The organism is Microbacterium sp. UBA837, assembly GCF_002296025.1.
Taxonomy (GTDB): domain Bacteria; phylum Actinomycetota; class Actinomycetes; order Actinomycetales; family Microbacteriaceae; genus Microbacterium.
Genome location: NZ_DBHD01000179.1, coordinates 1 through 13154, shown reverse-complemented (window position 1 = coordinate 13154; position 13154 = coordinate 1). Strand labels below are relative to the sequence as shown.

12 protein-coding genes, 1 pseudogene and 1 riboswitch are annotated in these 13154 nt (G+C 68.3%); of the genes and pseudogenes, 7 read left to right on the top strand and 6 right to left on the bottom strand.

Features of this window, described 5'->3' with window-relative positions:
• Nucleotides 1-758, bottom strand: a 758-nt coding sequence (locus B3587_RS12825; RefSeq protein ID WP_292729251.1) for an acetylxylan esterase, incomplete at its 3' end; no start/stop codon positions are given.
• A gap of 210 nt (nucleotides 759-968) precedes the next feature.
• Here B3587_RS12825 and B3587_RS12820 point away from each other — a divergent pair.
• From B3587_RS12820 to nagB, 6 genes are all read left to right on the top strand, one after another.
• Entirely contained in the window at nucleotides 969-2201 is a 1233-nt protein-coding gene (locus tag B3587_RS12820; protein WP_292729248.1) for an ROK family transcriptional regulator, read from the top strand.
• Between the two features lie 79 nt (nucleotides 2202-2280).
• On the top strand, nucleotides 2281-3552 hold the full coding sequence (locus B3587_RS12815) for an extracellular solute-binding protein (protein ID WP_292729245.1): 1272 nt from the start codon (nucleotides 2281-2283) through the stop codon (nucleotides 3550-3552).
• 186 nt (nucleotides 3553-3738) lie between these two features.
• On the top strand, nucleotides 3739-4710 hold the full coding sequence (locus B3587_RS12810; RefSeq protein ID WP_292729242.1) for a carbohydrate ABC transporter permease: 972 nt from the start codon (nucleotides 3739-3741) through the stop codon (nucleotides 4708-4710).
• Between the two features lie 170 nt (nucleotides 4711-4880).
• Nucleotides 4881-5675, top strand: coding sequence for a carbohydrate ABC transporter permease (locus tag B3587_RS12805; RefSeq protein ID WP_375237132.1), 795 nt, complete (start codon nucleotides 4881-4883; stop codon nucleotides 5673-5675).
• A gap of 43 nt (nucleotides 5676-5718) precedes the next feature.
• Nucleotides 5719-6648 (top strand): ROK family protein, encoded by a 930-nt coding sequence (locus B3587_RS12800; RefSeq protein WP_292729237.1) that lies wholly within the window; start codon nucleotides 5719-5721, stop codon nucleotides 6646-6648.
• Nucleotides 6641-7420 carry a glucosamine-6-phosphate deaminase gene (nagB, locus tag B3587_RS12795; protein ID WP_292729234.1) on the top strand — a complete coding sequence of 260 codons (780 nt, stop codon included), beginning with the start codon at nucleotides 6641-6643 and terminating at the stop codon, nucleotides 7418-7420. Before B3587_RS12800 ends, nagB begins: the two co-directional genes overlap by 8 nt.
• A gap of 30 nt (nucleotides 7421-7450) precedes the next feature.
• On the opposite strand, the gene B3587_RS12790 is transcribed toward nagB, so the two are convergent.
• The 5 genes from B3587_RS12790 to B3587_RS12770 all read right to left on the bottom strand — a co-directional run bounded on the left by B3587_RS12790 (nucleotide 7451) and on the right by B3587_RS12770 (nucleotide 12460).
• Entirely contained in the window at nucleotides 7451-7873 is a 423-nt protein-coding gene (locus tag B3587_RS12790; RefSeq protein WP_292729232.1) for an NUDIX hydrolase, read from the bottom strand.
• Nucleotides 7870-9237 (bottom strand): FAD-binding oxidoreductase, encoded by a 1368-nt coding sequence (locus B3587_RS12785; RefSeq protein ID WP_292729229.1) that lies wholly within the window; start codon nucleotides 9235-9237, stop codon nucleotides 7870-7872. Before B3587_RS12785 ends, B3587_RS12790 begins: the two co-directional genes overlap by 4 nt.
• A complete protein-coding gene (locus tag B3587_RS12780) occupies nucleotides 9234-9611 on the bottom strand; it encodes a YrdB family protein (protein ID WP_228179151.1) in 378 nt (125 codons plus the stop codon). Before B3587_RS12780 ends, B3587_RS12785 begins: the two co-directional genes overlap by 4 nt.
• Nucleotides 9612-9746: 135 nt before the next feature.
• Nucleotides 9747-10907: an N-acetylglucosamine-6-phosphate deacetylase gene (gene nagA, locus B3587_RS12775; RefSeq protein ID WP_292729223.1), complete on the bottom strand. Its 1161-nt coding sequence runs from the start codon at nucleotides 10905-10907 to the stop codon at nucleotides 9747-9749.
• The gene (locus B3587_RS12770) at nucleotides 10904-12460 is read right to left on the bottom strand and encodes a family 20 glycosylhydrolase (protein ID WP_292729220.1); all 1557 of its coding nucleotides are present in this window, start codon (nucleotides 12458-12460) and stop codon (nucleotides 10904-10906) included. Before B3587_RS12770 ends, nagA begins: the two co-directional genes overlap by 4 nt.
• Nucleotides 12461-12542: 82 nt before the next feature.
• A riboswitch (ZMP/ZTP riboswitch) is annotated at nucleotides 12543-12626 on the top strand.
• A gap of 52 nt (nucleotides 12627-12678) precedes the next feature.
• On the opposite strand from B3587_RS12770, the pseudogene B3587_RS12765 reads away from it, so the two are divergent.
• Nucleotides 12679-13154, top strand: a pseudogene (locus B3587_RS12765) (serine hydroxymethyltransferase); the annotation flags it as partial.

Genomic DNA, 13154 nt, shown 5'->3' with positions numbered 1-13154 from the left:
TCGAAGTAGCTGAGCGTCCTGAAGGTGTGCTCCCGGGCGTCCCGGTGCACGCTGAGGTACCGCACGAGTTCCTGGTAGGGGTCGCGGTCGGTCAGCCCGACGGCCCGGGAGAAGTGGCAGAGGAACGGCACGTCGGGCATGACGGCGACGAGTCCTTCCGACAGTGCGCCGGCAGCGAGGGCGATACCACCACCTTGGCTGCCGCCGGTGACGGCAAGGCGATCCGCGTCGATCTGGGGAAGCATGCGGATGGCGTCAACCGCACGGACGGCATCCGTGAAAACCCGGCGGTAGTAGTAGTCGGCCGGGTCATCTATTCCGCGGGTCATGTATCCGTTGGTTGCGGCGCCGGTGCCGTGCGGGTCGGGAGTCTCGCCGCCAGTGCCCCACGTCGAGCCCTGGCCGCGCGTGTCCATGATCAGGTGCGCGTAGCCGGCCGCCGACCACGCAAGCCGCTCGGAGGGGAGGCCCCGTCCGCCGCCGTATCCGATGTACTCGACCACCGCGGGAAGCGGGGCGGTTGCGCCGGCGGGTACCAGCAGCCAGGCCTTGATCGGGTCGCCGCCGAAACCCGCGAACGACACATCGAACACGTCGACCGACCGCAGCGCCGAGTCGACAGGAGTCAGTCGCGGCTCCCAGCCCGCGACGCGGGATTCCTCGAGCGTGATGGCCCAGAAGGCGTCGAAGTCTGTGGGTTCGTTGATCTGCGGGACATAGGCCTCGAGCTCAGCGGCGGAGAGGTCGAAGTAGGGCACGCTGCTTCCTTTCCGGGCGGTGCACAAGCGCCCTTGGCATGTTACGGCTCCTGCCCGGTCGACGATTGATCCGACCTGCGCACGGCGACGATGTGACACCGCATTCATCCGGTCGCCGCGCCCCAAGCGCATGTAACGGTTTTGTAAACTGTCCGTCCAAATTCGGTCACGCCCTTGCAGTTCTTTTGTTCGTAAGGTCTACTAACAAACATGACTGCATCGGAAGTGCAGCGCGGCTCTTCCACGGGACCCGCGCACACCCTCATGGCTCGTGGCGCCCAGCCCACGGCGTCCACGGATGCCGCAGCTGTCGCTTCAGACACGGTGCAGCGCCGCAGTCTTCGCCGGGCAAAGGTGCTGCCCGAGCACGCCCGTGCCCACAATCGCTCCCTCGTTCTCCAGACGCTCTTCCATGACGGCGCCATGAGTCGGGCTGACCTTTCCCGGGAGACGGGGCTGACACGCGTCACAATCTCCGACCTCGTCGCCGAGCTCATCGGTGACGGCCTGGTTGCCGAGCTCGGCGTTCGCGAAGCGTCGGGTCCGGGCAAGCCCGCGATGGTTGTCGACCTCGATCGTGCGGGCCACCGAATCCTCGGCATGGATCTCTCCGGCCCCGACACGTTCCTCGGCGCGATCCTCACCCTCGACGGCGATATCGTCGCCCGCCACGAGATTGCGGCACCGCGCGGGGCAGAAGATGCCCGGGATGCGGTGATCGAGCTGGCACGGCACCTGGTCGCCGATGCCCACGCCCCGGTCCTCGGAATCGGTGTCGGCTCTCCCGGCGTCGTCGACAACGACGGTGTCGTGCTCAGCGCTCCCGGCCTCGGCTGGACGCAGCTGCCGCTGCGCAGCATCCTCGAGGATGCCCTCGGGCTGCCGGTGCTCGTGGCAAACGACGCGAACGCCGCCGTTCTAGCCGAATACACCTTCGGTGGTGCGCGCGACGACGTCGTGCTCGTGAAGGTCGGACGCGGCGTCGGGTCGGGACTGGTATCGGCCGGTCAGCCCATGCGCGGTGCGCACTTCGCGGCGGGCGAGATCGGACACGTCACCGTGGGCACCGACGGCGGCCCACAGTGCGCGTGCGGCAAAGTCGGATGCCTCGAGGCGTGGCTGTCGGTGCCCGCCTTGACGGCTCGCATGGCGGATGCCGAGACTCCCGCAGACCGTGAGCAGCAGCTGCGCGACGCCGGTGAACGCCTGGGCATCGCGCTCGCGCCCATCGTCGGTGCGCTCGATGTCTCCGAGATCGTGCTCTCGGGTCCCGATGAACTTCTCGCCGGTCCTCTCGCAGAGGCAACGGTCGAGACGATCCGCACTCGCACGCTAGCCCGGTTCCATGACGGCGTGCGCGTTCGGATGACGGCGCAAGGCCAGGACATCGTTCTGCGCGGAGCTGCCGTCATGGTCCTGTCAGGCCAGCTCGGGGTGTCGTAACCGCCGCCCCAACCATTCCCCCCACCGGATAGGTCGCCCGACCTCTTCCGAACACCAGAGAAACACGAAGGAAGACACCATGAAGAAGACGCTCGGAGCCGTCGCCCTCGCGGGCGCCTCGGCGCTCGTGCTGGCCGGCTGCGCCGGCGGTGCCCCCGCGGAGCCCGAAACGGGCGACATCACGGTGTGGCTCGTCGGCGCCGACACGCCCCAGACCGCTCGTGACTACCTAAAGCAGACCTTCGAGTCCGAGAACGAGGGCTGGACGCTCACGATCGAAGAGAAGACGTGGGCTGACGTGTCGGACACGTACACCGCCGCACTGTCGTCGAACGACTCTCCGGATGTCGTCGAGGTTGGCAACACGCAGGCACTGGGCTTCGCGGATGCCGGCCTGTTCCTGGACATCTCCGACATTCAGGACCAGCTCGGCGGTTCGGACCTGCTGCCCGGACTCGTCGAGGCCGGCACGTACGAGGGATCGCTCTACGCCGCGCCCTACTACGCGGGCGGCCGGATCGTCTTCTACAGCCCGATGATGGTCGACGAGGTCCCCGCGACCCTCGATGAGTACGTTGCCGAGGGCGTCGCGATGACCACCGACACGGTCTCGGGCATCTACGCACCCGGCAAGGACTGGTACAACGCGCTTCCCTATATCTGGGCCTTCGGCGGCGAGATCGCCGTTCAGGACGGCGACACGTGGGACGCACAGTTCTCGAGCCCCGAGAGCCTCGAGGGTCTCAACCTCCTGCAGACGGTGTATCAGGACGCCACTGTCGCGCCGGCCGACGGCAACGAGCTGATGGCAAACATTGCCTTCTGCAACGGCGAGGCCGGGTTCATTTCAAGCCCCGCATGGGCCGCCGGAAACCTGACGGGTGCGTGGCCGTGGGCCGATGAGGACGCCGGGCAGAACTCCGAAGGGTGCCCCGACACCTATGCAGCCGACCTCGGCGCGTTCGCGCTGCCGGGCCTCGAAGCCGGCGAGACCGCCCCGATCTTCGCGGGCGGATCCAACGTAGCCGTCGCCACGAAGAGCGCCGCGCCGACGAAGGCAAAGGCAGCCCTCGAGATCATGCTCTCCGAGGACTACCAGAAGCTTCTCGCTGAGCAGGGCCTCACGCCCGGAATCATCTCGGCCGCCTCCGCTCTGCCGGACACCCCGATCGCCCAGGCCCAGGCTGCGGCTCTTGCCAACTCGAAGGGGACGCCGGCCAGCCCGAACTGGGCCGAGGTCGAAGCTGCCCAGATCATCCCTGACGCTCTGGTGCGCATCGCTCAGGGCGAGGACGTCGAGGCTGTAGCCACCGCGCTCGACGAGCAGATCGAGGCCATCCTCAACCAGTGATCGACGGATGCCGCCGCGCGGGCCTCCCCGCGCGGCGGCACCCCGACCACGTGCCCGATGGCTCCGTCCGATGCATGAGTTTCCCGGTCGTGCACCGAACCGAGTGATCGGACCATCCGTCCGTGATGATCGACGCATGCCGTCGTTCGTCGTACCCGCCATCCGCCGCAGAAAGGAGGGATCGCCGTGACCACCACTCTCGCCGCATCGACGGCTTCCGATTCGCCGCCTCCGCCGAACCTGATCGCCGACCGCGTCAAGCGCAGGAACCGCCGCGAGGCCCGGAACGCCTGGGGCCTGCTGACGCCGGCCCTGATCGTCATCGGGGTGATGACCGTCTACCCCGCGGTCCTGATGGTCGTGCAGTCCTTCACTGACTACACCGTCAAGAACAAGGTTCAGGGCACCTGGCCGACCTTCGTCGGGTTTGAGAACTACGTCGACCTGTTCACGAAGTCCGACTTCCCGGCCGTGCTCATGCGCAGCCTCGGGATCATGGTCGTGCTCACGGTGCTGAACCTCAGTCTCGGCATCCTCGTCGCGGTCCTCATGGTGCGGCTGAGCCGCGCATGGCGGATCGTCGTGTCGATCGGTCTGCTGGTCGCGTGGGCGATGCCACCCCTCACGGCGACAGTCGTGTGGGGATGGATCTTCGACACCGAGTACGGCCTGGTCAACTCCATGCTCAACACCCTCACCGGCACCGAGAACTGGACGAACCACTCCTGGCTGCTGAACCCCTGGTCGTTCTTCATGGTTCTCACGATCATCATCGTGTGGCAGTCGGTGCCGTTCGTGGCGTTCACCACCTACGCCGCCCTCGGTCAGGTTCCGGATGAGGTGCTCGAGGCGGCATCGCTGGACGGCGCGACCGGCTGGTCACGGTTCCGGCTCATCGTCTTCCCGTACCTGCGCAGTGTTCTCACCGTTGTGCTCGTGCTGCAGATCATCTGGAACCTCCGGATCTTCACGCAGGTGTATGCGCTGCAAAGCCGCGGGGGACTGGCCTCCGAGACGAACGTGCTCGGCACCTACCTGTTCCGGCAGGGGGTCGGTGAGTTCGGCGCCACCGCGGCGATCGGTGTCGTGATGGTCATCCTGCTGCTTGTCCTCTCGTGGGGATACGTACGCACGACGCTCAAGGAGGAGGAGCTGTGAGTACTCAGGTCACCCCCGCCACCCAGCTCGGCACTATCGGCATCGACGACGAGCCCCGCGGCCGTCCTCGCGGTACGCGTTCCCCGCGGCTCGAGGGAGCGCGCCGACCGAGCCCGCGCAAGGTCGTGACGCGTACCCTGCTGAACATCGCGGCAGCTGTCGTGTTCGTGATGTCGGTGTTCCCCGTCTACTGGATGGTGAACATGTCGTTCACCCCGACGAACGAGATCATCAGCCGCGACCCGAGCTTCGTGCCACTGGACTTCACCCTCGAGAACTACATCACGGCGTGGACACGGGAGGCTGCCCCGGGCCAGACCGACTTCCCGCACGCGCTGGGCACCACCGTGACCGTCACCGTCGGCGTCCTCATCGTCACGCTGCTGTTCGCGTTCCTCGCCTCGGTGGCTGTCGCACGCTTCCGCTTCGGCGGCAAGCGCGGTTTCATCGTGGCGGTACTCGTCGTGCAGATGATCCCCGGCGAAGCGATGATGTTCACGATCTACGGGATGATCGACGACTGGCACCTCATGAACACGCTGCTGGGGCTCGGAATCGTGTACACCGCCGCCGTCATCCCCTTCACGATTTGGACCCTGCGCGGGTTCGTCGCGGGAGTTCCCGCCGACCTCGAAGAGGCAGCCATGATCGACGGCTGCACCAAGTCTCAGGCCTTCTGGAAGGTGACGTTCCCGCTGCTCGCGCCGGGCCTCGTGGCCACCGGGATCTTCGCGTTCATCCAGTCGTGGAACGAGTTCACGATGGCTCTGCTCATGATGAAGGGCTACAACCTCACGCTGATGCCGTGGCTCAATGCCTTCCAGTCCTCGTCGGTGGGCGGCGCCGTGAACTGGGGAGCGGTGATGGCCGGGTCCACCCTGATCGCTCTGCCGGTGGTCATCTTCTTCCTCATCGTTCAGGGCCGAATGACCGGTGGACTTGTCGCCGGAGCGGTAAAGGGCTGATGAGAATGTGCACCACCCACCGCCTCTCGATCGGGGGCGGACGATGAGACTCGGCCTCGATGTCGGGGGAACCAAGACGGATGCTGTCGCCGTCGCCCCGAACGGCACCATCGTCGCCCGCACGCGCCTGGCCACCGGGTGGGGGCCGGATGCCGTCGTGCAGACGATCCTCGACGCGGTCGCCAATCTGCAGGCTGATCCCGCGCTCACGGCGGCGGATGTCCGGTCGGTGGGGATCGGGATTCCCGGCCGGATCGAACCGGGGTCAGGCCGGGTCGAACACGCCGTCAACCTCGGCGTCGAGACGCTCGATCTTGCCGCCGCCGTCGCTCCGGTCCTCGGAGTGCCCGTGCGCGTCGAGAACGACGTCAAGGCAGCGGCACTCGGTGCTGCCTCGCTGCGGGGCGGGACGCTCTCGATGGGGTATCTGAACCTCGGGACGGGGATAGCCGCCGCCATCGTGACGGGGGGCGTGCTCTGGCGCGGGGCGCGCGGTGGTGCCGGAGAGATCGGGCACCTGTCGATCGATCCGGCGGGACCCGTGTGCCGCTGCGGCCAATGCGGCTGCATCGAGGCGCTGGCCGGCGGAGGCGCGGTGTCAGCCCGGTGGGGCAGGCCCGGCGCGCTCCCGATTCGAGACGTCTTCGACGCTGCCGACGGCGGTGATGCGGCAGCCGTGCTGGTGCGAACCGACCTCGCCCGAGGCGTCGCCGCCGCTATCCGGGTGCTCGTGCTCACCGCGGATGTCGACACCGTGGTCCTCGGCGGCGGCATCACCGCTCTCGGCACCCGACTGCAGAGCGAGGTGGCTGCTCAGCTGGAGGCGAGCGCGCGGGAATCGGCATTCCTGCGTTCACTCCAGCTGGTCGACCGCGTTGAGATCCTCCCCGCGGGTGCGCCTGCCGCAGCGCTCGGAGCGGCGCTCATCGGCACTGAAGCTGCAGACGAAAGAGAGGTCCTTTCCCATGGCTGAAGTCATCATCGTCCCGGGCCGCGAGGCAGGCGGGAAGCTGGTCGCGAGCGAGATCGCGCGGCGTATCCGCGCGACGCCTGACCTCGTGCTCGGACTCGCGACCGGCTCGACGCCGCTCCCGGTATATCAGGCGCTGGTGCCCGCCCTCGCGGGCGTCGACGTGTCAACGGTGCGCGGGTTCGCCCTCGACGAGTACGTGGGCCTCGATCCCGCACACCCGCAGAGCTATCGGTCGGTCATCACGCGCGAAGTGGTCGAGCCGTTGGGGCTGGACCCGGCGCGCATTCGCGTCCCCGATGGGCGTCTCGACGGAGTCGCGCACGCCGGCGAGATCTATGAGGCAGCGATCATGGATGCTGGTGGCATCGCCCTGCAGATCCTCGGGATCGGTACCGACGGGCACATCGGTTTCAACGAGCCGGGCTCGTCGTTCGCCTCTCGCACGCGCGTCAAGACACTCACGGAACAGACACGCACCGACAATGCGCGCTTCTTTGCCTCGCCGGACGAGGTGCCGATGCACTGCATCTCGCAGGGCCTCGGCACGATTCTCGAGGCAGACCACCTCGTGCTCCTCGCGTTCGGGAGCTCCAAGGCCGCGGCCCTCGCCGCAGCCGTCGAGGGCCCACTGTCGGCATCCGTCCCCGGTTCGGCGATTCAGCTTCATCCGCACGTCACCGTCGTCGTCGACGAGGATGCCGCAGCCGAACTCGCTCGGGCCGAGTACTACCGGTATGCCTACGCGAACAAGCCGGACTGGCAGGGCTTGTAGGCCGAGCGCCGTGCGCCGGCAGGGCTGGGGTTAAGCAGCGGAGTCACTCCACGCGAAACCGATCAGGTGCGTTCGGCTGAGGGGCGCGAGCGGCGTCGATGCAACCTCGTGCTCGGTGATCCAGCGCAGCTCAGCGATCTCGGCGCTGGCATCAGCTCGGGCCTCGCTCACTCGCAGCACAAACGCATCGGCGATGACGCGATATCCCGGCTCGTTGGCCGCGGCAGCTTCGAACCGGCCGAGCGGGACGAGATCTTCGGCCGCGGCCCGGATGCCGGTCTCTTCTGCGATCTCACGGATGACGGCATCCATCGCGCTCTCGCCGGGGTCGGGCTTTCCGCCCGGCTGCTGAAAGACGGTAGCGCCATGCTTGCGCACGACGAGGGCGCGGCCGTCGGTCGACACGATGACTGCCGCGCTGACGTGGATGACCCCACTCACGGTGTCGCTCACGGCCCGAACACTTTGCCGGGGTTCAGGATCCCCTGCGGATCGAAGACACGCGCGATCTGGCGCTGCAGCTCCCACTGGTCATCGCCGAGTTCGTCAGCGAGCCACCGTCGCTTGAGCACCCCGATGCCGTGCTCGCCGGTGAGAGTTCCGCCGAGCTCGAGCGCGGCACGAAACAGCTCATCGGCGGCTTCCCAGATCGCCGCGGGCACGTCGGGACCGTCGAAGATGAAGTTCGGATGCAGGTTCCCATCGCCAGCGTGAGCGACGGTGGGGATCACGAGGCCGTAGCGGCGCTCGATGTCGGCGATGCGCGCGAACATCGCCGCGAGCGCTGAGCGCGGCACCGAAACGTCCTCGATGAGGGTCGTGCCCAGGCGTGCCATCGCGGGATGCACCGACCGGCGGATCGCGAGCAGCCGCTCGCCCTCGTCGCGGTCGGTGGACACGGCGACGGTTCCTCCCGCTGCCTCAAGGACAGCGGTGATCGCCGCCGCGTCAGCTGCCGCCGCAGCGCCATCGGTCTGGATCGTCACGTGCGCCGCGCCCGGGGTCGGCGCGGCAAGGCCCAGCAACTCATGGATGGCCGTCAGGGCTGCGGCATCCAGCAGCTCCATGATCGCTGGTTGCAGTCCCGTGGCGGTGACTGCGCTGCACGCACTCGCGGCGGTGCCGACATCCGTGAAGGTTGCGGCGATGGTGCACACCTCGCCGGGCACGAGTCGCCGCAGCTTCAGGGTCGCACCAACCACGACGCCGAGGATGCCCTCGGAACCGATCACGAGGGATGTGAGGTCGAGCCCTGTGACGCCCTTGACCGTGCGATGGCCGAGGTGCAGGAGTCGCCCGTCGGCGAGGACGATATCTACGCCGAGGACGGCATCCCGCACCACGCCGTACTTGGCGCACAGTAGTCCGCCCGCTCCCGTGGCGATGTTGCCGCCGACTGTGGAGATGTCGCGGCTGGCGGGGTCGGGCGCCCACCAGAGGCCGTACTCGGCAAGCGCGCGGTTCAGGTCCGCGTTCAGGATGCCGGGCTCGACCACGGCGAGCAGGTCGTCGGGCCGTACCTCCACGATGCGATCCATCGCCCGAACCGAGAGGGCGATCTCGCCGGGTCCGGCATTCGCACCGCCCGCGAGCCCCGTGCCGGCACCGCGGGTGACGACGGGTGTCCCCGTGGCCGACGCGATGCGCAGCGTCGCCTGCACGTCTTCGACGTTCCGGGCGCGCACGACCGCGAGAGGACGGCCGGTGCTGGCGTGCCCAGACTTATCGGCTCGGGCGGCCTCGAGAGAGGCATCCGTCGTGTCAAGCGCGTGGCCGAGTTCGGCACGCAGCTGCGCGAGGACCTCTCGGTCGCTCATGCCAGCCGGCGGCGCCCCGCGAGCACGCCGACGGTGACGGCGATGACCCCGAAGATCAGGCCGACCCAGACAAGGCCCACGCTCCACCAGGCGATCGTCGCCGAGACATACACGAGGAGCTCGACCACGGCCCGCAGGAACGGGTGGACGACGATGACGGCCCGGGGCGAAACGAACAGCGCCCACAGCAGGATGGCGACCACCGGCGCGACGATGCCGGCGACGATGTTCCAGGGGAAGGGCCAGGCGGCGAAGCCCCAGAACGCGAGAGTCCCGAACGCGAAGAGTTCGCACAGAACGGCGAGCACGTCGACCGCGCTCAACGCCGGGCGGGTCCCTGCGGGAACGCCGGACGGGGTCGCTGATTCGGGCATGTTTCCAGTCTAGGCCGCGTCAGTTGGGCGCATCTGGTCGCTACCGCGACAAAGGTGGGCGCATCTGGTCGCTTCCGAGCCTGGACGGGACAGTTCGAGCCCATCTTTCCGTTGCCCCAGGCACGGCTGCTGGCGTCAGCGCATGCGGCGGCCATCGAGCCAGACCGCGCGCGGCGCGAGCGCGGCATCCAGCAGCACGGCGTCAGCGGCGAAACCTTCACGCAGGATGCCGAGTCGGTCGTCGACGCCGATCGCCTCCGCCGGCGCACGGGTGAGTGCGTCCACGGCCGAGGGCAGGTCGATGCCGGCCTTGAGGGCAACGCGAAGCGCGGCATCCTGGGTGAGGGTCGACCCCGCGATTGTGCTCGTTCCTGCAACGCGGGCCACCCCGTCGACGACGTCCACCTCCAGCTCGCCGAGCGTGTACCGGCCATCGCGGGCGCCCGCCGCGGCCATCGCGTCGGTGATGAGCGCGATCCGCCCCGGCGCCGCGGCGAACAGGATCCGGATGAGCTCCGGGTCAACGTGCACGCCGTCGGCGATCACCTCGAGCGTCACCCGCGGGTCGGCGGTAGCCGCCCCGACCGGCCCCGGAGCGCGGTGATGCAGGGGAGGCATCGCGTTGAAGGCGTGGGTCAGGATGGTCGCACCGGCTTCGAACGCCGCACGCGTCGCCTCGGCGTCGGCATCCGTGTGACCGACCGCGACAGCGACTCCCGCATCCACGAAGGTGCGGATCGCCTCCGCTGCGCCGGGAAGCTCCGGTGCCAGCGTGACCTGCCGGATCGTCCCCGCGCCGGCTGCCAGTAGCGCCGCGACCGCGTCCGGTGTTGCCTCCCGGAGGACCGCCGGATCGTGCGCGCCGCGGTGACCGGGATCCAGGAACGGCCCCTCGAGGTGGGTGCCGAGGATGCCGGCATCCGTGTGCGTCATCGCTGCGATCCGCGCGGCCTGGGCGGTGAGGTGCTCGAGCGAGCCCGAGACGAGCGAAAGGACTGCGCGGGTCGTGCCGTGTGCCAGATGCAGGGCTCGGGCGGCGCGGATGTCCGACTCATCGCTCTCGTACGAGAACCCGCCGCCGCCGTGGCCGTGGATGTCGACGAACCCCGGCGTGAGGATGGCGCCGGGCCCGGCTACGTCCCTCGCGTCGATGACCGTCGCCGAGGAGGTGCGTGACCGCCAGGTCTCTCCCTCTCCCACCGCGGCTATGGTGCCGCCGCGCATCTCGACCCACGCGTCGGCTGTCTCGGATCCGTCCGAGACGAGCCGGGCGCTGTGGATGATCGTGGCGCTCACGACGTTTCCTCGTCCCGCCACGGGATCTCGGGCGAGCGGCGAAAACGGATGCCGAGCGCACTCCAGAGCACGTCGAGCGCGCCGACCCGCTCGCGGAAAGAGTCCCACGTGCGCAGGGGGTTCAGGTCGCTGGCGGGAGACCAGGCTGCCTCGGCAGCAGCAGCGATCCGCGGGAACATCAGCGTGTCGATGTCGTCGGGACTGCGGACGGTCTCGGTCCACAGCGCGGCCTCGACCCCCAGGATGTCGCTCTCGGCCACCCCGTCGAGCACCGTCCCCGGTTCCCATGCGTAGGCGCGTTCCACGCTCGTGACACCGTTCGCCCAGGTGAGGCCCAGCTCCGAGTCCGCGGCATCCTTCATGTCGAGGTAGACGGCGTCGGCTGGCGACAGGACGATGCGCCCGCCGCGTGTGACGAAGCCCCGTGCTTTGTCGTCCATGCCGTCGGTCGGCGAAACGAATCCCCAGTACTGGCCGACGGTTCCCGGATGCAGGTCGCTCGCTGCACCGGCCTCGTGCCACATCACGGGCACCTTCCCGGCATCCGCAACGATGCGTGACGCGAGGCTCACGAACTCGGCGTAATCGGCGGGATCCGTCCCCAAGGCCTCGTCGCCGCCGACGTGCAGGTACGGGCCGGGGGTCATCGCGGCGAGATCGGTGACGACATCCGTCACGAAGGCCTCTGTCGCCGCGTCGCCGATCCGCAGCGACGAGAAGCCGACGGCGAGGCCTTCGTATGGCTCGCCCGCGACGGGAAGCGTGCTGCCGTATGTCTCGACGACTTCGCGAATGTGGTCGGAGATCACCGGCTCTTCGACCAGGTCGGGGTAGGCGAGGCCGACAGCGTGGGTGTGACCGGGAAGATCGATCTCGGGCACCACTGTCATGTGGCGGGCCGCCGCGTACGCGACGATCCGGGCGTAGTCCTCGGCGGTGTAGAGGCCGCCGGGGTCACCGCCGATGGCGGTTGCGGATGCCAGCCGTGTCAACTCGGGCCGGGAGGGGATCTCGATCCGCCACCCCTGATCATCGGTCAGGTGCAGATGGAGGTGGTTCAGCTTCAGCTGCGCCGCCCGGTCGATCACATCGAGCACCACCTCGACCGGGAAGAAGTGGCGTGCGACATCAAGCATGACGCCGCGGTAAGCGAAGCGCGGCGAGTCAGCGATCTCTACGGCCGGGATGCGCCATCCGTCGTCGGTCCGCGCGATCAGCTGCGTCAGGGTCTGGATGCCGTAGAACAGCCCCGCCTCATCCGACCCGGTCACGGCGACGCCGTCTGCTGAAGTGATCAGCCGGTAGGACTCGGGGGTTTCGGCATCCGTGATGGACAGAGTGATGCCGGGGCCCGCAGCCGTCGGGTCGAGGTCGATCTCGCCGTCGGTTCGCGCAGACGCCAGGTTCGTCAGGATGCCGACGGCTGTCTGATCGCCGGTGACCGCCGTCCGCGCTTGCAGGGTGAATCCCGGTCCTTCGACCGCTGCCGCGTCGCGGGGGAGAGGAACCGGCCACGGGAAGGCGGCGGCGTCACGGGGCTGCGTCCCGGTCATGTAAAGAGTCCTAACAAATAGCGTTGAGTCACTCTACCAACCGCTCGGTCGCGGATCGAGGGCGTAGCGCGATCCGCTATGCTCGGGGTGTCGCGACTGGCGTTGAGGTGGATGACCACCGGGGAGCGACCGACACGGTACTCGACCGCACGCCTGGGTCGAGACGGAACCCCACCCGAAGCCGTCGTCCCCGCCCCGCAGCACAAGGAGCACACGCCATGAGCGACTCGTTCTTCACCGCCCCACTCGCCGAAGTCGATCCCGAGATCGCTCAGGTCCTCGATCGGGAGCTCGCTCGTCAGCAGAGCTACCTCGAGATGATCGCCTCCGAGAACTTCGTTCCCGTTTCGGTGCTGCAGTCGCAGGGCTCGGTGCTCACGAACAAGTACGCCGAGGGCTACCCGGGCAAGCGCTACTACGGCGGTTGCGAAGAGGTCGACGTGGCCGAAGAGCTTGCGATCGCGCGCGCGAAGGACCTGTTCGGTGCCGCGTACGCGAACGTGCAGCCCCACTCGGGCGCGACAGCCAATGCCGCGGTCCTGCACGCCATCGCCCGCCCCGGTGACACGATCTTGGGTCTATCTCTCGATCACGGCGGGCACCTCACGCACGGCATGAAGGCGAACTTCTCTGGGCGTCTGTACGACATCGTCGCCTACGGCGTCGACCCCGAGACGAGCCTGATCGACATGGA

What these genes read in the sequence shown, in the direction of transcription:
- B3587_RS12820 (WP_292729248.1), top strand. Translation starts at nt 969, where the DNA reads ATGACTGCATCGGAAGTGCAGCGCGGCTCTTCCACGGGACCCGCGCAC.
- B3587_RS12815 (WP_292729245.1), top strand. Translation starts at nt 2,281, where the DNA reads ATGAAGAAGACGCTCGGAGCCGTCGCCCTCGCGGGCGCCTCGGCGCTC.
- B3587_RS12805 (WP_375237132.1), top strand. Translation starts at nt 4,881, where the DNA reads ATGTCGGTGTTCCCCGTCTACTGGATGGTGAACATGTCGTTCACCCCG.
- B3587_RS12800 (WP_292729237.1), top strand. Translation starts at nt 5,719, where the DNA reads ATGAGACTCGGCCTCGATGTCGGGGGAACCAAGACGGATGCTGTCGCC.
- nagB (WP_292729234.1), top strand. Translation starts at nt 6,641, where the DNA reads ATGGCTGAAGTCATCATCGTCCCGGGCCGCGAGGCAGGCGGGAAGCTG.
- B3587_RS12785 (WP_292729229.1), bottom strand. Translation starts at nt 9,237, where the DNA reads ATGAGCGACCGAGAGGTCCTCGCGCAGCTGCGTGCCGAACTCGGCCAC.
- B3587_RS12780 (WP_228179151.1), bottom strand. Translation starts at nt 9,611, where the DNA reads ATGCCCGAATCAGCGACCCCGTCCGGCGTTCCCGCAGGGACCCGCCCG.
- B3587_RS12770 (WP_292729220.1), bottom strand. Translation starts at nt 12,460, where the DNA reads ATGACCGGGACGCAGCCCCGTGACGCCGCCGCCTTCCCGTGGCCGGTT.